Annotated in this window: 19 protein-coding genes; 14 read left to right on the top strand and 5 right to left on the bottom strand. The window is 44.9% G+C overall.

The genetic code is table 11. The features are described 5' to 3' along the window. Positions 1–198: 198 nt before the first annotated feature. The 10 genes from ABMY42_RS24120 to cobB all read left to right on the top strand — a co-directional run bounded on the left by ABMY42_RS24120 (position 199) and on the right by cobB (position 10,027). Positions 199–651, top strand: coding sequence for a DUF3305 domain-containing protein (locus ABMY42_RS24120; protein ID WP_005441569.1), 453 nt, complete (start codon positions 199–201; stop codon positions 649–651). Further along, positions 641–1,264, top strand: coding sequence for a DUF3306 domain-containing protein (locus ABMY42_RS24115; RefSeq protein WP_274876880.1), 624 nt, complete (start codon positions 641–643; stop codon positions 1,262–1,264). Before ABMY42_RS24120 ends, ABMY42_RS24115 begins: the two co-directional genes overlap by 11 nt. A gap of 310 nt (positions 1,265–1,574) precedes the next feature. Then, positions 1,575–3,236, top strand: coding sequence for a 4Fe-4S dicluster domain-containing protein (locus ABMY42_RS24110; RefSeq protein ID WP_274876881.1), 1,662 nt, complete (start codon positions 1,575–1,577; stop codon positions 3,234–3,236). A gap of 9 nt (positions 3,237–3,245) precedes the next feature. Then, on the top strand, positions 3,246–3,878 hold the full coding sequence (locus ABMY42_RS24105) for a molecular chaperone TorD family protein (protein ID WP_274790017.1): 633 nt from the start codon (positions 3,246–3,248) through the stop codon (positions 3,876–3,878). A 73-nt stretch (positions 3,879–3,951) separates the two neighbouring features. Beyond that, positions 3,952–4,152, top strand: coding sequence for a twin-arginine translocation signal domain-containing protein (locus tag ABMY42_RS24100; protein WP_005427585.1), 201 nt, complete (start codon positions 3,952–3,954; stop codon positions 4,150–4,152). 10 nt (positions 4,153–4,162) lie between these two features. Then, positions 4,163–7,018 carry a formate dehydrogenase subunit alpha gene (locus ABMY42_RS24095; RefSeq protein WP_038898071.1) on the top strand — a complete coding sequence of 952 codons (2,856 nt, stop codon included), beginning with the start codon at positions 4,163–4,165 and terminating at the stop codon, positions 7,016–7,018. An 11-nt stretch (positions 7,019–7,029) separates the two neighbouring features. Further along, complete coding sequence (fdh3B, locus tag ABMY42_RS24090; protein ID WP_005427693.1) at positions 7,030–7,638, top strand: formate dehydrogenase FDH3 subunit beta; 609 nt, start codon at positions 7,030–7,032, stop codon at positions 7,636–7,638. Positions 7,639–7,651: 13 nt separating this feature from the next. After that, a complete protein-coding gene (locus tag ABMY42_RS24085) occupies positions 7,652–8,704 on the top strand; it encodes a formate dehydrogenase subunit gamma (protein WP_005445799.1) in 1,053 nt (350 codons plus the stop codon). Beyond that, positions 8,688–9,104 (top strand): membrane protein, encoded by a 417-nt coding sequence (locus ABMY42_RS24080; protein ID WP_005427687.1) that lies wholly within the window; start codon positions 8,688–8,690, stop codon positions 9,102–9,104. The genes ABMY42_RS24085 and ABMY42_RS24080 overlap by 17 nt, the downstream gene beginning before the upstream one ends. A 191-nt stretch (positions 9,105–9,295) precedes the next feature. Then, positions 9,296–10,027 (top strand): Sir2 family NAD+-dependent deacetylase, encoded by a 732-nt coding sequence (gene cobB / locus ABMY42_RS24075; protein WP_110415410.1) that lies wholly within the window; start codon positions 9,296–9,298, stop codon positions 10,025–10,027. A gap of 444 nt (positions 10,028–10,471) precedes the next feature. Here cobB and ABMY42_RS24070 read toward each other — a convergent pair whose 3' ends face one another. From ABMY42_RS24070 to potA, 5 genes are all read right to left on the bottom strand, one after another. After that, complete coding sequence (locus ABMY42_RS24070; RefSeq protein WP_005445793.1) at positions 10,472–11,509, bottom strand: extracellular solute-binding protein; 1,038 nt, start codon at positions 11,507–11,509, stop codon at positions 10,472–10,474. A gap of 251 nt (positions 11,510–11,760) precedes the next feature. Continuing rightward, positions 11,761–12,792 (bottom strand): extracellular solute-binding protein, encoded by a 1,032-nt coding sequence (locus tag ABMY42_RS24065; protein WP_349266869.1) that lies wholly within the window; start codon positions 12,790–12,792, stop codon positions 11,761–11,763. Positions 12,793–12,898: 106 nt separating this feature from the next. Then, positions 12,899–13,669 carry a spermidine/putrescine ABC transporter permease PotC gene (potC, locus tag ABMY42_RS24060; RefSeq protein WP_005389180.1) on the bottom strand — a complete coding sequence of 257 codons (771 nt, stop codon included), beginning with the start codon at positions 13,667–13,669 and terminating at the stop codon, positions 12,899–12,901. Next, positions 13,669–14,529 (bottom strand): spermidine/putrescine ABC transporter permease PotB, encoded by an 861-nt coding sequence (gene potB, locus ABMY42_RS24055; RefSeq protein ID WP_005441590.1) that lies wholly within the window; start codon positions 14,527–14,529, stop codon positions 13,669–13,671. Before potB ends, potC begins: the two co-directional genes overlap by 1 nt. Then, complete coding sequence (gene potA, locus ABMY42_RS24050; RefSeq protein ID WP_009697791.1) at positions 14,510–15,625, bottom strand: spermidine/putrescine ABC transporter ATP-binding protein PotA; 1,116 nt, start codon at positions 15,623–15,625, stop codon at positions 14,510–14,512. The genes potB and potA overlap by 20 nt, the downstream gene beginning before the upstream one ends. A 401-nt stretch (positions 15,626–16,026) precedes the next feature. On the opposite strand from potA, the gene ABMY42_RS24045 reads away from it, so the two are divergent. The 4 genes from ABMY42_RS24045 (at position 16,027) to ttcA (ending at position 19,425) form a co-directional block, all read left to right on the top strand. After that, positions 16,027–16,824 carry a hypothetical protein gene (locus tag ABMY42_RS24045; RefSeq protein ID WP_005445789.1) on the top strand — a complete coding sequence of 266 codons (798 nt, stop codon included), beginning with the start codon at positions 16,027–16,029 and terminating at the stop codon, positions 16,822–16,824. Beyond that, positions 16,817–17,653 (top strand): glucosaminidase domain-containing protein, encoded by an 837-nt coding sequence (locus ABMY42_RS24040; RefSeq protein WP_029788463.1) that lies wholly within the window; start codon positions 16,817–16,819, stop codon positions 17,651–17,653. Before ABMY42_RS24045 ends, ABMY42_RS24040 begins: the two co-directional genes overlap by 8 nt. Before the next feature lie 17 nt (positions 17,654–17,670). After that, positions 17,671–18,333: a DUF2987 domain-containing protein gene (locus ABMY42_RS24035; protein ID WP_005445785.1), complete on the top strand. Its 663-nt coding sequence runs from the start codon at positions 17,671–17,673 to the stop codon at positions 18,331–18,333. 198 nt (positions 18,334–18,531) lie between these two features. Beyond that, positions 18,532–19,425: a tRNA 2-thiocytidine(32) synthetase TtcA gene (gene ttcA / locus ABMY42_RS24030; protein ID WP_009697794.1), complete on the top strand. Its 894-nt coding sequence runs from the start codon at positions 18,532–18,534 to the stop codon at positions 19,423–19,425. Positions 19,426–19,577: the final 152 nt, after the last annotated feature.

Here is a 19,577-nt window from a genome sequence, read left to right as displayed (position 1 = left end):
ATTCTGGATTAATTCTGCGATATCGCAGCAATGACACAGGTGCTAATTTGAATTTCTACTAGTTTTGAACTTATGAGCTTAGCGAAGGTAAGGCTTAATCTGGCGCGTTTATTGCTTTGTACCGCTAAAATGGTTGAAAGCAAAGTACAAAATGTCCTTTTCTGTCTTAAAGCCAACATAGAACAAACTGGGTGAGTTATGTCGGATAAGAAACAGTTCGAGAAAAATGAAGATTCATGGCCGGTAGGTGTGGATCTTGTAGAGCATGAGATCAGTACCGGTATTTGGGTTACGACCCAATGGCAACTGACGGGATTTGAAATTAACCCAACCGAAGACACTCAACACGTGTGCTTGCTGCAATTGCACAAAGACGAGCGCACCGATTACCGCTTTAACCTGAGCTCGCAACAACCAAAGCTTTTCTTGGTTATGGACAATGTCGACTCTGGTGATACACCGACGATTCAGTTGCTTACGGCGTCTCAAACTGTCGCTGCGCAATATATGGATGGCGATAACCTAGTATTATCTAATGATATGCCGTTAGCCATTCAAGCTTGGATGGAAGCCTTTATTGGGCGCCACGGTGAGTTGTTAGAAGTAAGACGTAAGAAACGCAAAGGAGCGGGCAGAGCAAATGGCAACTAGTTTTTTTAGCCGTTGGTCGAAACGTAAATTAGAAGAAACCACAACCGAGCCTACAGACGCTAAGGTCGTGGAGTCTGTTGAATCTACTGAACCAGAAACCGCACAAGCTCATGAAGAATTAAGCACTGAAGCGCAAGCATTAGCTACTGAGGCTTCTGCGACAGAGACTGAATCTCAACAGGCATCAAACGAAACTACTGATCCTGAAGAGATGTCCGTAGCGCAGCTATTAGTGTCTGAGGCTTCAGAGAGCGTTAAGAAAGCCGCACTGCGTAAGATGTTCTTGTCAGAAGAGTTTAACGTTCGCGATGGTTTGGATGATTACGACGATGATTACAGTAACCTCAAGTCGCTTTCTGAAGGGGTGGCTGAAACACTTCGTGATTGGGTGAAAGAGAAAACGGAAGAAGAACCAGCAGAAGAAACGACACAATCAACTGAATCTCATGAAGAAAGTGATATTGAATCGGCTGATGTAGAATTTGCTGACGGTGCCGAAATTCCCGAAGAACAAAAAGAACTGGATATAAATACAGTGTCTAATAAAAGTGATATTCTAGAGACAAAACTAGCCCCTGAAGAGGTGGGACAAAATATACCACACAAAGAATAGGTACATTTTGACTAAACGCTCAATGAACCGGCTGAGACAAAATGTCCCAGTCGGTTTTTTTATCCCTACAATTTCTAAGATAAATAGCTAACCTATTGAAAATTAGCTGATATTTAATTGGCACGACATTTGCTATCTGTTGCTCATTACCATTCTTGTTGAAGTTAGACCATTTGCCCAACAGGCAGTGATAACCCGGGTGGGACTACCTAAAAGGGGTAGTTACTGACGAGTTAATCAGCAGAATCGCCTGCGCTAACTACAATGAAAGATGGAAGAAACTATCCATGCGTATAAATGGAACTGAGCAATGTTGAAACAACTATTAGAACAAGCAACTTCCAATAACGGTAAAGCGCGTCTGTATGCGTTTGAGAATACCGTAGAGTTGACCAACCTTATTCCACCAACGGTGAGCTACGAGAGTGGCGGTAATACACTGATTGTTGGACCGACTGCCATCATTGAGAGTGCAGCCGCGCAGCTATCTCAAATGAACAGCCTGACACTTCTTTCTACAGACGGAGAGAAAGGCACCAGTCCAGAACTGTACTTTGCAAACTCTGTTCAGGTTTCTGGTTTCCTAGGTACGTTTGAAGTGCTTATCGAAAATAACGGTCTAACAAGCAACCTAGCAAAAGTCGCTATTAATAGTGATTGTTTCGATGTTGTTCTCGATCTTTGTCTAAGTAGCTGTATGTCAGAAGAGGTTCCGGTTCCGGGTTACTACCCAGTAGGGCGCGGTTATCCAAAACTGGCAGAAGCGCTAGAAGAAATCCCAACATTAATGGGTACGTTTGATAAGCCAAAGTTCTTCCGTCTGGACACTGATCTATGTGCGCACAGTTCTCGTGGCGTGAAAGGTTGTGAGCGTTGTGTGGATGCTTGTCCTGCTGGCGCACTATCAAGTGAAGGCAGCGATAAAACGGGCCATCGCATCGAGATTAACCCATACCTGTGTCAGGGCGTAGGTACTTGCGCAACGGCTTGTCCGACAGAAGCGATTCATTACGCAATGCCTAATCCTGAAGATACGCAAAAATTCATTGAACGCACGCTAGCGAACTACGAGCAAGCGGGTGGTCTGGATCCTATCGTTCTTATATGTAGTTCTCGCCACGAGACTTACAACGTGATGGCACTGAAAGCGCTACCAGATAACGTGATTCCAATTGTGGTTGAAGAACTGCCTTCTATCGGTATCGATACATGGTTTGCAGCTCTAGTTAATGGCGCGACGCAAGTGCTATTTGCGGCTTCTCGTTTTATGCCTGCAACCATCATTCGTGTTCTGAACAACGAAGTGGGTATCGCGCAAGAGCTATTGGATCAACTTGGTATCGCAAAAGAGACCATCGATATCCTTTACTTGGAATCGCTTCGAGAAGGTCCTCCAACACTATGTACAGATTCGTTCGATCTTGCCCTTGGCGACCTTCAAGGTAACAAGCGTCAACGTCTGTTTACTGCGCTTGATGCTATGTCTTCTTCTCGTATTCCGGTTGAGAACATTGTTGAACTGCCTGCTAACGCCCCTTACGGCAATGTTTCTTGTGAAAGCAAAGATTGTACGTTGTGTATGAGCTGTGTGGCGGTTTGCCCTACACGTGCACTTCATACCGACGGTGAGTCTCCATCACTTAAATTCGTTGAACAAGATTGTATTCAATGTGGTTTGTGTGAAAAGGCATGTCCAGAGAAAGTTCTGGCTCTAACGCCACGCATGAACTGGGTGAAAGAAGAGCGCCAAAAAGCGGTGGTGATTCACGAAGAGAAAGCAGCGGAATGTATTCGCTGTCATAAGCCATTCGCACCTCAGTCTATGATCGACATGCTACAAAACAAGTTACGCGGTCACTCTCATTTCTCTGATGAAGCGGCGATCAATCGTATCGCGATGTGTGAAGACTGCCGTGTGATCGACATGTTTGAGTCGATGGCAGAAGACCCAATGAAACAACTGAAATACTAGGAGCTCGCAGTGGATACACAACGAGAACAAGAACAAACACTGAGAACAGAGATCTACTTGGTTTTGTCAGCGCTTTTCCGTAGCGCACCAAGTGAAGAGATGATCGAGTTCCTGACTTCTCTAGAAGTTGAACCATCAGAAAGCGCAATGCAAAAAGCGTGGATTGCACTTCAGCTAGCGGCAAAAGACTCCAACCGTGAAGCGCTAGAAGATGAATACCAAGATCTTTTCATTGGTATCGGTCGTGGTGAAGTGATGCCGTTCGGCTCATGGCACATGACGGGTGCAATGATGGAAAAACCACTGGCTGAAATTCGTCACGATTTGGAGCTGCTTGGTTTCGAGCGTGATGAGAATGTGAAAGAGCCGGAAGACCACATCGCGGCACTTTGTGAAGTGATGTCGATGCTAACGGGTGAAGAAGAAGATCTTCAACAAGCTGTGTTTAATAAACACATCGCACCTTGGTTTAACTCTTTCACTCAGCAACTAGAAAACGCAGAGAGCGCGAACTTTTATAAGCCAGCAGCTCAACTGTGTGAGGCGTTCTTAACACTGGAACAAGTGCGCTTTAGCGTGAACACCAAAAGCAGTAAGCACAAATTAAAAATTGATGTGAAAAACGTCACTGATTACGAGTAATCGAGCAGTACTTGGTCATATCGATAGAGGGGCAATAGCCTCCAAAGATCTACCGTAAGGTAAGGAAGCAATGATGAAAGATAATAAAGAAATAAACACAAGCCGTAGGGATCTCCTGAAAGGCTTAACGACTGCAGCCGTAGCTGGTGCGGTTGTCGCTGGAACAACAAAAGTGGCAAGCGCTTCAGAAACGGTTGAGCCTTCTGAAAAAGACGTGAAGAAGAAAGGGTATCGTGAAACTCAACACATTCGCGATTACTACGACACACTTTAGGAGATAACGGATGAAACTTGTCAAACGCTCCGACAGTGTGAGCAAAGAAACCAATCAGCTTGGCGTTTCTCGCCGTGCATTCATGAAAAACACCTCGCTTGCTGCTGGTGGTGCGGTTGTAGGTGCAAGTCTTTTTGCACCGGGCATGATGAAGAAAGCACAAGCTAAATCGGTGGATCCAGAAGCGAAAACAGAAGTAAAACGTACCATCTGTTCTCACTGTTCTGTAGGTTGTGGTATCTACGCTGAAGTTCAAAACGGCGTGTGGACAGGTCAAGAGCCTGCATTCGACCACCCATTCAACGCAGGTGGACACTGTGCAAAAGGTGCTGCACTGCGCGAACACGGTCACGGTGAGCGTCGTCTGAAATACCCAATGAAGCTTGAAAACGGTAAGTGGAAGAAGCTTTCTTGGGATCAAGCGATCGAAGAAATCGGTAACAAGGTGATGGACATCCGCAAAGAGTCGGGTCCAGATTCCGTTTACTGGTTGGGTAGTGCGAAGCACAACAACGAACAAGCGTACATGTTCCGTAAGATGGCGTCGCTTTGGGGTACCAACAACGTTGACCACCAAGCACGTATCTGTCACTCAACAACCGTAGCAGGTGTAGCAAACACTTGGGGTTACGGTGCGATGACCAACTCTTTCAATGACATGCACAACTGTAAGTCAATGCTGTTCATTGGTTCAAACCCTGCAGAAGCACACCCTGTTGCGATGCAGCACATCCTAATCGCGAAAGAGAAGAACAACTGTAAGATCGTTGTTGCGGATCCTCGTCGTACTCGTACCGCTGCAAAATCGGATCACTACGTGTCTCTACGTCCAGGTTCTGACGTTGCGTTTATTTGGGGCGTGCTATGGCATGTCTTCGCGAACAACTGGGAAGATAAAGAGTTCATCCGTCAACGCGTATTCGGTATGGATGAAATCCGTGCAGAAGTAGCGAAATGGACACCAGCAGAAGTTGAGCGCGTAACTGGCGTTCCTGAGTCTGAAGTTTACCAAACAGCGAAACTGCTTTCTGAAAACCGTCCGGGTTGTATCGTTTGGTGTATGGGTGGTACTCAGCATACGACTGGTAACAACAACACACGTGCTTACTGTGTACTTGAGCTTGCGCTAGGTAACATCGGTAAATCAGGCGGCGGTGCAAACATCTTCCGTGGTCACGATAACGTACAGGGCGCAACTGACCTTGGCGTACTATCTGACACGCTACCAGGCTACTACGGTCTGTCTGAAGGTTCATGGCGTCACTGGTCGAAAGTGTGGGAAATCGATTACGAGTGGGTGAAAGGTCGTTTCGATGACAACGCTTACGGTGGTCAAAAACCAATGAACAGTGCAGGTATCCCTGTATCTCGTTGGGTGGATGGTGTTCTTGAAAACAAAGACAACATTCGTCAACGTGAAAACATCCGCGCCATGTTCTACTGGGGTCACGCAGTAAACTCTCAGACTCGTGGTCCTGAGATGAAGAAAGCGATGCAAAAGCTGGATATGATGGTTATTGTTGACCCATACCCAACAGTCGCGGCGGTAATGAACGATCGTACTGACGGCGTTTACCTGCTTCCTGCAACGACTCAGTTCGAAACACACGGCAGTGTGACAGCATCTAACCGCTCACTTCAGTGGCGTGATCAGGTTATCGAGCCATTGTTCGAATCTAAACCTGACCACGAAATCATGTACCTGCTAACTAAGAAGCTAGGTTATGAAGATCTGCTGTTCAAAAACATCCGTGTTGAGAACAACCAGCCAATGATCGAAGACATCACGCGCGAATTCAACAAAGGCATGTGGACCATCGGTTACACAGGTCAAAGCCCGGAGCGTCTAAAAGCGCACCAACAAAACTGGCATACATTCCACAAAACGTCTCTAGAGGCAGAAGGTGGTCCTGTGAATGGTGAGACTTACGGTCTACCTTGGCCATGTTGGGGTACGCCAGAGATGAAACACCCAGGCACACACATTCTGTACGATACGTCGAAGACGGTTGCAGAGGGTGGCGGTAACTTCCGTACGCGTTTCGGTGTTGAGTTTGAAGGTCAAAGCCTACTTGCTGAAGACAGCTACTCAAAAGGCTGTGAAATCAAAGACGGTTACCCAGAATTCTCTGACAAGCTAATCAAACAGCTTGGTTGGTGGGACGACCTAACGGCTGAAGAAAAAGCAGCAGCGGAAGGTAAAAACTGGAAAACTGACCTGTCTGGTGGTATCCAACGCGTAGCAATCAAGCACGGTTGTATCCCATTTGGTAACGCTAAAGCGCGTGCGATTGTTTGGACATTCCCGGACCGTGTACCGCTACACCGTGAGCCGCTATACACGCCTCGTCGTGACCTTGTAACGGATTACCCAACTTGGGACGACAAAGAAGCAATCTTCCGTGTACCAACGCTTTACAAGTCTATCCAGAAAGAAGACAAGTCTGGCGAATACCCAATCATCCTGACTTCTGGTCGCTTGGTTGAGTACGAAGGTGGTGGCGAAGAGACACGTTCAAACCCATGGCTTGCTGAACTTCAACAAGAAATGTTTGTTGAAGTGAACCCGAAAGACGCAAATGATCTTGGCTTCAAAGATGGCGATGACGTTTGGGTTGAAGGCGCAGAGAAAGGTCGCATCAAGGTGAAAGCGATGGTCACTCGTCGTGTTAAACCGGGTCTGGCGTTCATTCCGTTCCACTTCGGCGGTAAGTTCGAAGGTGAAGACCTACGTCCTAAGTACCCAGAAGGTACGGATCCTTATGTTGTTGGTGAAGCAGCCAACACGGCAACCACTTACGGTTACGACCCTGTTACTTTGATGCAGGAAACTAAAGTAACCCTATGTAACATTCGTAAAGCGTGAGGAGTCTGACAATGGCACGAATGAAATTCCTATGTGATACCAAACGCTGTATCGAGTGTAACGGCTGTGTTACTGCATGTAAGAACGAAAACGATGATGCGCTTGAGTGGGGTATTCAACGTCGCCGCGTAGTAACACTGAACGACGGTGAACCAGGCGAAAACTCAATCTCTGTTGCTTGTATGCACTGTACAGACGCGCCTTGTATGGCGGTTTGTCCAGCTGACTGTTTCGAGCACACAGAAGATGGCATCGTCCTTCACAACAAAGATCTTTGTATCGGTTGTGGTTACTGTCTGTTCGCTTGTCCATTCGGTGCGCCTCAGTTCCCGAAACAAGCATCGTTCGGTGAGCGTGGCAAAATGGACAAATGTACTTTCTGTGCAGGTGGCCCAAACACAGAACCAGGTTCTCTAGAAGAGCGTGAGAAGTACGGCGCGAACCGTATTGCTGAAGGTAAGCTACCTATGTGTGCGTCACTTTGTTCAACAAAAGCACTGCTAGCGGGTGATGCAGAGAAAGTTTCTGACATTTTCCGTCAACGTGTGGTTGAGCGCGGTGCGAAAAACGCAGGTTGGACAGACGGTAACGATCTTTCTTACGACGCAACTAAAAGCTAAGTAGGAGAGACACATGTTAAATACTCTTAAACGTGCGTCTCTTGTAATGCTGTCGATGATGACAGCATTACTGCTGACCTTTGCGATGCCAGCGTCTGCGCAAGAAGACACATCTCCAGTGGTACAACAGGAGATGACGCAACTTGCAGGTGCAGACTTTTGGCGTCAGGTCAAAGAGGGGCAAGAAGGCTATACCACGTCGAAATCAGCGGAACACGGTGTGCTGATCAGTACTCCGGGTGAGACTTGGTACATTCTTAAAGAGAAATGGATGTCTCCTGCGGGCGCTGTCGCAATTTTCGGCAGTATCGCAATGGTTATCATGGCTTACGTATTCGTTGGTCCTCTGATGCTAAGCAAGCCACGTACTGGCAAGAAGATGAAACGCTGGTCTCGACTAGACCGCGCACTACACTGGAGCATGGCGTTTACCTTCTTAACGCTAGCATTCAGTGGTTTGATGCTGGTTTACGGTAAGCACTTCTTAAAACCGTACGTGCCGACTGAGTTCTGGGGCTTCATCGTCATGTTGGCGAAGCAGTACCATAACTACATGGGTCCGCTGTTCTTCATCTTGCTGATGTTTGTTCTACTGAAATGGTGGCGCAAATCTATCCCTAACATGACAGACATCCGTTGGTTCATGAAAATGGGCGGCATGGTAGGTAAACATAAAGGCACGCACCCATCGGCTGGCTTCTCAAACGGTGGTGAAAAGGCGATCTACTGGTTGCTGATCTTCTTTGGTGCTATCGCTGCAGTGAGTGGCTTAATTCTGGACTTCCCAATTTTCGGTCAGACTCGTCGCCATATGGAGTTGTCTAACCTTGTTCACGCGATTTCGGCACTGATTCTAATCTGTGGTTTCATCTTCCACATTTACATCGGTCTATTCGGTATGGAAGGTGCGCTAGAGGGGATGGTCACTGGTGAAGTTGACGAGACATGGGCGAAAGAGCACCACGATCTCTGGTATGAAGAAGTGAAATCCAAAGAAGCGATGGGCGAAACAGATACGGTACAAACGGAAGCAAAAGGAGCAAAAGCGAATGAACAAACCTCATAACGGGATTTGGGTTGCGTACATCCTGAGCTGTTTGACCCCGTTTACGTTTTTGATCTCAGGCGTTGTCGCAATCATTTACGCTGGGTACCGTTTGGATAAAGGCGAAGACAGCGACGTAGTGAACTCGCATTACTACGGTTTGATTCGTACTTTCTTCCTGTACCTGACATTCTTTGTTGTTCTGATTGTAACGGTAGCAACATCAAATGGTGTGTTGATTGGTGTAAGTGATTACTGGATGCATAGTACGTTGCTAGACTCTGTTGCGTACTTTATTCCTTGGATTGGTATGTTGTTTGCTGCGTTGGCAATTCTTGTGTGGTTCCTACGCATGTACCAGGGTATGAACCAACTGCGCAATAACATGCCGCACAGACCGTCTACAGGTCCAAACCTGTAAACCGGAACCTTTGCTCAAAAGCCTCGCCATCGCGGGGCTTTTTTATGCCTGAAAGACGGAATGATTCCATCAGTTTTTAAACAGAAATTAGAGGCAAACCAGCAGGCTTACGACCATGGTCTAATCCTTATTGCTATTGTTGTTTTTCTATCGGTGTTAAGCTTAATAAAAAAGAGCAACAAGGATCGGTTATGAATTTCCCATACAGAAATATTGTCGTACTTACTGGCGCAGGCATCTCGGCTGAGTCTGGTATTCAAACATTTCGCGCTCAAGATGGTCTCTGGGAGAATCACCGTATCGAGGATGTCGCAACACCGGAAGGCTTCTTGCGTGATCCGGATTTGGTTCAGAGCTTTTATAATCAACGTCGAAAAAAACTACAGGGCGAAGATATCAAGCCTAATGCTGCTCATATCGCGCTAGGGCGCCTAGAAGAGCAGTTGGAAGGTAAAGTGACTATCATTACTCAAAACATTGATAATCTGCATGAGAGAGGCGGTAGCGCCAATATTATTCACATGCACGGTGAATTGCTTAAAGCGCGTTGTAGTGAATCTAATCAAGTCATCGAGCATTCAGAAGACATTGAAACTGGCGAATTATGTCACTGCTGCCAGATTCCTGCTCAAATGCGTCCACACATTGTTTGGTTTGGTGAAATGCCACTGCGTATGGGTGAGATATACGCGGCATTGGAAGAAGCAGACTTGTTTATTTCTATTGGTACATCTGGCGTGGTATATCCAGCCGCAGGTTTTGTACATGATGCAAAGATGCACGGTGCACATACGATTGAAATTAATTTAGAGCCAAGTGCCGTCGAGAGTGAGTTTGAAGAGAAGCGTTACGGTAAGGCAAGCATCGAAGTACCGAAGCTTGTTGACGAGATTCTTGCTCTGGAAAACGAACCTAGCGCTTAAAAAAGAGTTAACCCCAAAATCTAACAAAGGCATCGAGTGATTCGATGCCTTTTTGTATACCCAAGTGACTTCAAGATGCAGGATTCAGAGCGTTGTCATTGATTCGAGAACAAGGAAAACAACGCAGTGTAATAGCCAGCTCTTTCCAAGTTGTTTGACGCAGCAATCGGGTCAATGACACGCTCCCAAAGGGCGAGCTGCCTTGGCTTGTATACTTTGTTGCCGATTCTTGATTTAGACCCACTAAACCTTTAAATCGCCGCCGCGTCTACAAACCAAGTCAGTCTCGCTGAACCTAGCATCTCGAGGTTACTTGGGTATATCTTGAAACTTTGTATTCTGCCGCTTTGTAATTCGAGCAGTATAGATTGAGATGCAAAGCACGATCTTCAGATACAAGAAAAGCGACCGAAGCCGCTTTTCTAAACTATTTCGACAGACTGATTAGTTGTCTACTTTTAGCTTTTGGAAGTACTCATCGTAAAGCACGCTAGCTTCACCAACTTCGTCTTGCCATGTACCGCTGTCCATCACTTCTTGTGGTGGGAAGATGCTTGGATCGTTAGCAAATTCTTTCGGTAGTAGATCGTGAGCTGTTTTCACTGGAGTAGGGTAACCAATCTCTAGTGCAATCTTAGCTGCGTTCTCAGGGCGTAGTAGGAAGTCGATCATCTTATGAGCTGCATCAACGTTCTTAGCACCCGCTGGAATTGCGAGGCTATCCATCCAGAAGATAGTGCCTTTTTCTGGCCAGATGATATCGATGTTCGCGCCTTCTTGACGAGCCATGTAAGCAGAACCGTTCCAAAGCATACCAAGTGATACTTCACCTGCTAAGTATGGGTTCGCTGGGAAGTCTGAATTGAATACCAATACGTTCGGCATTAGCTTTTTCAGCTCTTCGTAAGCGGCTTTGATCTCGTCTGGGTTAGTGGTGTTTGGTGAGTAACCAAGCTTAGTCAATGCGATGTGGAATACTTCGCGAGAATCATCCATTAGCATTAGTTGACCTTCCCACTTGCTATCCCAGAAGTCATCCCATTTAGTCACAGAAGACTTATCTAGCATATCAGCATTGATACCAATACCGGTCGCACCCCAAATGTATGGGATAGAGTAGTTGTTGTTCGGGTCGAACGGCTTGTTCAGGAAGTTAGTGTCTAGATCAGCAAAGTGAGAAAGTTTCTCTTTGTCGATCTTTTGCAGCATGCCTTCTTTACGCATTTTAGATACGAAATAGGTAGACGGTACTACCAAGTCGTAACCAGAACCTTGAGTTTTCAACTTCGCGTACATGCTTTCGTTAGACTCGTACGTAGAGTAGATAACTTTGATACCAGTTTCTTTTGTAAAGTCTTCAAGAACTTCGTTTGGAATGTATTCCGACCAGTTGTAGAAATACAGTTCTTGATCAGCAGCCATTGCAGGGGTAGCGATTAGCGTCGCCGCACACAGTGCGCTTGCGTAGAATTTACTTTTCATTTGTTTTCCGTTTTGTTCAGCAACAGGACAAATCAATACTAGTAACAAATAACGATTTGAGCCAAATTGCGATAAGCACAATCCTGTTTATCTGAGCCACGAAAACCAGCATTAGGGTCAAAATAGAACGTAATGCTTGAACTCGAGTCAAATAAACCTAGCAACATACAATTATATCAGTCAATTACAAAAATAGGCAGCGTATTGCTGCCTATTTTCATTTAGTAGATGGCTTATTAAGCAAGATCAGATTATTGACCCGCTTTTAGCTTCAGGAAGTAGTCTTCATACTTCACTGTCATGTCGCCAACAGAGTCTTGCCATTCAACACGGTCAAGGTCGTCTTGAGAAGGAAACAGTGGTGCAACGTCTTTGAATTTAGCGTTAGATTCTGCAACCGCTGTTAGGTAACCCGTGTCCGCTGAAATTTGCTCTGCGATTTCTGGACGCAGTAGGAAGTCGATCATCTTGTGAGCCGCTTCTACGTTCTTCGCGCCAGAAGAGATTGCGAAGTTATCAACCCAACCGATGCCGCCTTCTTTAGGGAATACTAGTTTCAGGTTCATGCCTTCGTTTTGAGCAGCTGCTGCGCTACCGTTCCAAAGCATACCAACGCCAACTTCGCCAGACATGTATGGTGCGCCTGGGTTGTCAGAGTTAAATACTAGAACGTTTGGCATTAGCTTTTGTAGTTCTGCGTATGCTTCGTCGATTTGTTTTGGATCCGTAGAGTTACCTGAGTAACCCAGCTTGCGTAGTGCAATGTGGAACACTTCACGAGTGTCGTCCATCAGCATTACTTGACCTTCTAGCTCTGGCTTCCATAGGTCAGCCCAGCTTTGGAAGTCGTTTGGATCATACATGTCTGCGTTAACCGCTAGACCTGTAATCGCAACAACGTGTGGAATAGAGTAGTCGTTATTTGGGTCGTAAGGCTTGTCTAGGTAGTTTTTATCTAGGTTGCCGAAGTTTTTCAGCTTAGTCTTATCGATCTTTTGTAGCATGCCTTCGTCACTCATCTTCGCTACGAAGTACGTAGAAGGTACCACTAGGTCATAACCTTGGTTATGAGTTTTTAGCTTTGCATACAAAGTCTCGTTCGACTCGTAAGTCGAGTAGATCACTTTAATGCCAGTTTCTTTGGTAAATTGCTCTAGGATATTACTGTTGATGTAAGGACCCCAGTTCATAAATACCAATTCTTTATCGTTCGCTGCCGCTGTACCAGAGAACAGAGAAAGCGCACATGCACTACCAGCTAATAGAGTAGCCCATTTTTTCATTGACGTTAGCTCCAAACCAAACGTTGTCCAATTAATTTTGGACGATAGATAGAAAAACAGAATGGCATGTAACCATTCTGTTTCGTGATGTTAACGGGTGCGGATTTTACTTCACTTTTTCTCTTGCTAGCAACTGAGAAATTACTACCAGAACCAAAGAAACAATCAGCATGACCGTTGCTAGGGCGTTCACTTCCGGTGAAATGCCCACCTTAACCATTGAGTAAATCTTCAATGGCAAGATTTCGTATGTTGGGCCTGTTACAAACGAGCTGATAATTACGTCGTCCAAAGACAGCGTAAAGCTCAATAGCCAACCTGCAGCAACCGCTGGTTTAGCAAGAGGAAGGATGATCTGTTTCAAGATAACCCATTCGCTTGCACCAAGGTCTTTTGCAGCTTCCAACATTTTCACATCAAAGCCATTTAAGCGGCTGTACACTGTTACCACAACGAACGGTAGACAGAAGGTGATGTGAGCAATTAACAGAGTAAAGAAGCCAAGCTGTGCGCCCAATACAAGGAACAGAGCAAGTAATGAAATCGCCATGACAATATCTGGAGACATCATTACGACAAACAGCATGCCGTTTACCGCACCTTTACCTTTGAACGAGTAACGGAATAGGGCAACAGCCGTCAAGCTACCAATAATGGTTGCTGCTGTCGCTGAGAATACCGCTACGTTCAATGAATGCCATGCAGCCTGCATCAGGCTGTCGTTATTTACTAAGGTTTCGTACCATTTCGTGGTGAAACCGCCCCATTTCATACCAAATTTGTTGGCATTAAATGAGTTAACAATTAAGACGATGATTGGCAAATACAAAAATGCATATACCAGCGCCATAAAGCTAAATCTAACCGTGCGTCCCATTAGTCTAGCTCCACTTTCTTATTCAATAGTTTGCCTGCTCTGTAGTAAGCGTAAAGCATCACAGCCATTGCGAAGGTGAGGGCGATACTGGTCGCGGCACCAAATGGCCAGTCACGAGCGTTCAATACTTGGCTCTTAATTACGTTACCGATCAGTAGGTTCTTCGCGCCGCCTAGAAGGTCAGAGATGTAGAACATACCTAGTGCTGGTAGTAGAACCAACAAACAGCCACCGATAATGCCTGGCATTGTCAGAGGCAAAATCACTCGTGTAATGGTTTGAAACTTGTTCGCACCAAGATCTTTTGCTGCCTCGATGTATGTGTTGTCTAGTTTCTCTATTGCCGAGTAAAGCGGCAAAATCATAAATGGAAGCAAGATGTACACAAGACCAATCATTACTGCTGTTTCGGTATACATTAAACGCATCGGCTTATCGATGATTTCCATTGCCATTAACGACTTGTTCAAAATGCCTTGAGTACCGAGAACAATCTTTAAGCCGTAAGTACGGATAAGAGAGTTAGTCCAAAATGGCACAATCACCAAGAACAACATGAACGGACGCCATTTTTCAGGCATTTTCGCTACGATATAAGCAAATGGGTAACCAATCACCAAGCACAATAAGGTTGCAATGATCGCCATGTAGAAAGAGTGCATCAACACTTTTGCATACAGAGGATCGAGCAGGCGAAGGTAGTTGTCGAAAGTAAACGTTAATTCAATTAGGTTCGCTTCATCACGCGTCAAGAAACTCGTACCGATAATCATTAGGTTTGGAACTAACACAAACAGCGTTAGCCAGCCAACGATTAGGGTAATGATCGCGTTCTGAAGATTAAGCTTCTTGCTTATCATTTAGTACTACCTCCCAGCTCTCAACCCAAGTAATAGCGACTTTCTGGCCGAGTGAGTGGTCCACATCTGGATCATCTTCGTTAAAGAATTCGCTTACCATCACGCGCATGCCTGAATCCAACTGGATAACTGAATCAAGCGTCATACCTTTATAGGTACGTTCTGTTACGTGACCTACGATGCCTTTTTCTTCAGACTCTTTGATCTCTTCGATACGTAAGTCTTCTGGGCGAAGTAGTACTTGTAGTTTCTCACCTGCTTGAGCTGCTTGATCGTAATAAACAACAGACTCAACGCCTTCAATTTCTGCTCGGATGCGTTTCTCGTCGATACGCTCTAGCATGGTTGCGTTGAATACGTTGATCTCACCGATAAAGCGAGCAACAAATAGGTTCTTAGGCTCTTCGTAAATCTCACGTGGGGAACCATCCTGCTCGATAACACCGTCGCGCATAACAATAATGCGGTCAGACATCGATAGGGCTTCTTCCTGATCGTGTGTAACAAAGATAAAGGTAATACCAAGTTGACGCTGAAGCTGTTTAAGCTCGATTTGCATTTGCTTACGTAGTTTGTAATCAAGTGCAGATAGAGATTCATCTAGCAGCAGTACTTTTGGTTTATTAACAACCGCGCGAGCGATCGCGATACGTTGTTGTTGACCACCAGAAAGTTGGTGAGGCTTACGCTGTGCCATTTTTTCTAGGCGAACCATGCGTAGCGCTTCCATAACTCTTGGTTCAATCTCAGCAGCAGGTGTTTTCTGCATGCGAAGACCGAAAGCAACGTTTTCAAATACGGTCATATGAGGGAAGAGTGCATAACTCTGAAATACCGTGTTGACGTGCCTTTGCTCTGCAGGAACCTGTGTTACATCTTGGTCATCTAGTACGATTTGACCGTTGTCTGCCGTTTCAAAGCCCGCGATCATGCGTAAAACCGTTGTTTTACCACAACCAGAAGGACCAAGAATTGTCAGAAACTCACCATGATTAACATCCAGATTTAAATTACCGATGATTTCCTTACCATCGAAACTTTTGCTAATACCAGATAGACGAACTACTGGCTTTCCTGCTTGCTGTTTAGCGTTCAACGTCTGTATTTCTCCCACGTTCAAATTGGGGTGTATCCAATTGATGTGACATTAGTCATTCACTTTTGAGGCGCGCATCATAATCACCAAAATTGTGAAATCAAAGCATTTTCTTATCTTGAAACAGAAAAAATTTTGCAGGCAAAAGTAAACATTCCTTACCATACTGTTTTTGTAGGGGTATTTACATTTCAGCTATACATAAGAAAGGCATTAATTTCTTGTGCAAATGTTTTCAATTTCATAGATTTGCGAGTGGTTAATTATCGACCAAATAGCAGATATTGCAAGTATTGAGGCCGACTTATGATTTTAGACGTGCAAAGATTTCTTTATAATGACGCCCTTATTAATTAACTGGTTTTCCAGAAAAAATTTTACAAGTTAGCCTTGGATAAAATATGAACAACGATTTTGAGAAAGATTTCAATCTTGGAGGGAGTGTAGAGCGAGCTCTTTCTGGCAAGTATGAACTAAAAGCAGCAGCCGTTTTTAGCGAAGCTTGGCGCACAACCATCCAACAGTTTTTGTCCTTCTCGCCAGCGATTATTCTCCTCCTATTCGTTCAGCTGGGTATTTTCTATATTGCACTTCAACTTCAACTCGGAGATCCAAGTGTTATTTTGGATGCGCTTCAAAACCCTGAATCTTTTACCACAGATATCGTGTCCGCTATTTATGTCGCTAACTTCAGTTATGAAGTGATCAGTGCGCCGATTTATGCTGGTATTAGTTTAATGGCAATGAGCCACGTGGCGGGGTTGAAGACAAAGGTACGTCATGTTGGTAAAGGTCTTCAATTTACGGTTCCTGTGATTTTAGCAACACTATTTAGCCTGATGATGCAGGGTGTTGCTGGAATGATTTTCCCTTTGCTATCGCTATACCTTTCTTTAGCATTTAGTCACTCTATCTTATTGATTTGTGAGAAAAGAGTACCACCAATGCAATCGCTTTTATTGTCTCTTCGTGCCATAAACAAAAAGCTTTTTGTTGTCGCAGGGCTTTACTTAAGCGTGATGTTGATGTTTATTGTTGCTGCAATGTTCTACGGAATTGGCTTGATCTTCGTGTTACCGTTCTTCTTCCATTTGAAGGGAATCCTGTACCGCGAAATGTTTGGTATCAAGTTGAAGATCGTAGCGACGCAACAAAACGATAACGATCACGATGGTAACTCTCAGGTGTTTGATGCCTAAATCTTTAAAATCTATGAGTTTACGAGTGGCGGCTATCACAATAGCCGCCACTTTTGTTTCTATTGGTCCTTATTTGCACTATGACCGTGAGTATCGCAAGGCGATTGATCCGCAAGTTGTGCATGGACCCGTTTCACACCCAGATTTGTCGCATCTTCCTTATATTGGTGACATTCCGGATTTTAACTCGATTAAGGACACGAAAGATAAGAAGACAGCATTCTTTGACTTTCTTCGTCCGAAAATCGCGTTAGAAAATAAGCGCATTGAAAAAGAACGTGCATTCCTAACGTCTTTGACGGTTGGAGAGATTAGTTCAGAGCAAACATCCTATGCCGAGCGTTTGGCTGCACTATATTCTTATCCTTTGAAAGATGGAGCGGTCACACAAGCTTGGCTGGATGAAATGCTTAAGCGTGTCAATGTGTTGCCGGAGGCGCTGGTGTTAACTCAAGCTGCCAATGAATCTGCGTGGGGTACCTCTCGTTTTGCTAAACAAGCAAACAACTTGTTTGGTCAATGGTGTTATAAGAAGGGCTGCGGAATTGTCCCTGCAAAACGTGGCGCTGGTAAAACGCATGAAGTAGAGAAGTTCGATACTGTTCAAGAATCTGTACATGGATACTTTATGAATGTGAACCGTAACCGCGCGTACGCAGATTTACGAGACATTCGTGCGAATTTAGCAGGGAAACACAAGGATTTGTTATCTGTGGCGACAGCATCGGAGTTGACTCATGGCTTGCTTGCGTATTCTGAACGTGGCATTGCCTATGTTAATGACTTACGTGCGATGATTCGCCACAATAACGCTTACTGGACACAATAAAAGAAATAACGGATCGGATGAAGAAGTTAAGCCTAAGTTTACTAGGCAGTGCGGTACTGGTCTTAGCATCGCCTGCAACTCACGCGCAAGAATACATGTTTACGTATTCCAAGCTCTACACACAATTGAAGAACAATGCGAAAGAAGGGCACGATGACGTTAAAGTCGGTGTGTTTTTTGTGGATGCAGATACCAAGCAACTGTGTGAGATAGAAAAAGCATGGATGGAAAAAGAAGAGCATTACGAAGAGTTTGTGATTCCAGCTTCTAAAGAGCTTCCAATTCCGATCGATAAGAACTTAAAGTCTGCGAACCCGCTTGTCTTCGTCCAAACACCAAAAGATACTCGATGTGATTATTCTTTAGTTGTAATGACCAAAGAACCATTACAGGGTAACGTATCTTACGAACAACTCACGCCTTTGATGCCTCAAATGCAAGCACTACTTGAAGATCTAGGCGGTATGTTTGCTGGCTGGTTTACACCTCAAGTACAAGGCGTGACGATGGAGTTTGCTGATGCTCTTAATGATACGATTACCTTCTCTAATGGGACAGAGAAAGCAATCGTGGATGGAAAAGTTCAAGTTGCACTGAGCGAAATTGGTGAAGGTGGGCACATGACACTCCCTCAACCAACAACTCGTGTATTACCTTATCTTCCCAACGCGAAAAAATAAGCGTTAAGAAAAGCAAGAAGGGTCGCAACTGCGGCTCTTTTTTATTTCCAACGTACTCTCACCATTTTTTCACACTATTTATTGACGACTCCATCACACAAACATTTAATCCTACGCAAAAAGCTCGTATAATCCACGCCCCAAAGAAACCCATGTTAGGAAGCCCTGGTCGATTTATCGGCGATGTGAGAGCCCGCAATGAACCAAGTAGATACAAGAAAAGAAACCCTAGAATTCAACAAGCTTCAGAAACGCCTAAGAAGAAATGTTGGAAATGCCATTACTGATTACAACATGATCGAAGAAGGCGATGTTGTAATGGCATGTATTAGTGGTGGTAAAGATTCATTTGCGATGCTTGATATCCTGCTGAATCTACAAAAGGCAGCACCAATCAAGTTTGAAGTGGTCGCAGTTAACCTTGACCAGAAACAGCCAGGTTTCCCTGAGCACATTCTCCCAGATTACTTTGAAACGCTGAACATTCCTTACTACATCGTAGACAAGGACACTTACTCAGTCGTTAAAGAGAAAGTGCCAGAAGGCAAAACGACGTGTGGTCTATGCTCACGCCTTCGTCGTGGTACGCTTTACTCGTTCGCAGAGAAGATCGGAGCGACTAAATTGGCACTTGGTCACCACATGGATGACATTGTAGAAACAATGTTCCTGAACATGTTCCATGGTTCTCGCCTTAAAGCGATGCCGCCAAAACTTCGTTCAGACGATGGTCGCAACGTTGTGATTCGTCCTCTTACTTACTGTCGTGAGAAAGACCTGATCAAATACGCAGAACATAAAGAGTTCCCAATCATTCCTTGTAACCTCTGTGGCTCTCAAGAGAACCTTCAGCGCCAATCGATTAAAGCAATGTTGATCGATTGGGACAAGAAAACGCCTGGTCGCGTAGAAGCGATCTTCAAGTCAATCCAGAACGTAAGCCCAAGCCAGCTTGCTGACCGCGAACTGTTTGACTTTGAAAACCTTCCACTAGATCGTGAAGGTAACCGTGAAGAATACGAATTCAGCGAAGCGATTGTGTCTTCGACGAACATTGACGAGTCAATGTTTATCGATGTCACCAACATTTGATTCTAGGAGGCTAAGTTAGCCTCCTTTTTAGGTTCATCGCGGATAAGCGGGAACTGAAAACAAAAACGGTAGTAAGTGATAGAGTTTTATCGCCAAACAAAACCTACACAAACTACCGTTTTCATGTCGAATCATACTTTCCTATCTTCATT

Source organism: Vibrio sp. SSH13-20, from assembly GCF_040104475.1.
GTDB lineage: Bacteria > Pseudomonadota > Gammaproteobacteria > Enterobacterales > Vibrionaceae > Vibrio > Vibrio harveyi.
This window is presented reverse-complemented; position numbering and strand designations above follow the sequence as displayed.

Bases quoted from the DNA above. Each gene is read 5' to 3' on its own strand.
- ABMY42_RS24100 (WP_005427585.1), top strand. From the start codon at position 3,952: ATGAAAGATAATAAAGAAATAAACACAAGCCGTAGGGATCTCCTGAAA.
- ABMY42_RS24080 (WP_005427687.1), top strand. From the start codon at position 8,688: ATGAACAAACCTCATAACGGGATTTGGGTTGCGTACATCCTGAGCTGT.
- ABMY42_RS24065 (WP_349266869.1), bottom strand. From the start codon at position 12,792: ATGAAAAAATGGGCTACTCTATTAGCTGGTAGTGCATGTGCGCTTTCT.
- ABMY42_RS24085 (WP_005445799.1), top strand. From the start codon at position 7,652: ATGTTAAATACTCTTAAACGTGCGTCTCTTGTAATGCTGTCGATGATG.
- fdh3B (WP_005427693.1), top strand. From the start codon at position 7,030: ATGGCACGAATGAAATTCCTATGTGATACCAAACGCTGTATCGAGTGT.
- ABMY42_RS24120 (WP_005441569.1), top strand. From the start codon at position 199: ATGTCGGATAAGAAACAGTTCGAGAAAAATGAAGATTCATGGCCGGTA.
- ABMY42_RS24095 (WP_038898071.1), top strand. From the start codon at position 4,163: ATGAAACTTGTCAAACGCTCCGACAGTGTGAGCAAAGAAACCAATCAG.
- ABMY42_RS24110 (WP_274876881.1), top strand. From the start codon at position 1,575: ATGTTGAAACAACTATTAGAACAAGCAACTTCCAATAACGGTAAAGCG.
- potB (WP_005441590.1), bottom strand. From the start codon at position 14,529: ATGATAAGCAAGAAGCTTAATCTTCAGAACGCGATCATTACCCTAATC.
- ABMY42_RS24115 (WP_274876880.1), top strand. From the start codon at position 641: ATGGCAACTAGTTTTTTTAGCCGTTGGTCGAAACGTAAATTAGAAGAA.
- cobB (WP_110415410.1), top strand. From the start codon at position 9,296: ATGAATTTCCCATACAGAAATATTGTCGTACTTACTGGCGCAGGCATC.
- ABMY42_RS24035 (WP_005445785.1), top strand. From the start codon at position 17,671: ATGAAGAAGTTAAGCCTAAGTTTACTAGGCAGTGCGGTACTGGTCTTA.
- ABMY42_RS24045 (WP_005445789.1), top strand. From the start codon at position 16,027: ATGAACAACGATTTTGAGAAAGATTTCAATCTTGGAGGGAGTGTAGAG.
- ttcA (WP_009697794.1), top strand. From the start codon at position 18,532: ATGAACCAAGTAGATACAAGAAAAGAAACCCTAGAATTCAACAAGCTT.
- potC (WP_005389180.1), bottom strand. From the start codon at position 13,669: ATGGGACGCACGGTTAGATTTAGCTTTATGGCGCTGGTATATGCATTT.
- ABMY42_RS24070 (WP_005445793.1), bottom strand. From the start codon at position 11,509: ATGAAAAGTAAATTCTACGCAAGCGCACTGTGTGCGGCGACGCTAATC.
- ABMY42_RS24040 (WP_029788463.1), top strand. From the start codon at position 16,817: ATGCCTAAATCTTTAAAATCTATGAGTTTACGAGTGGCGGCTATCACA.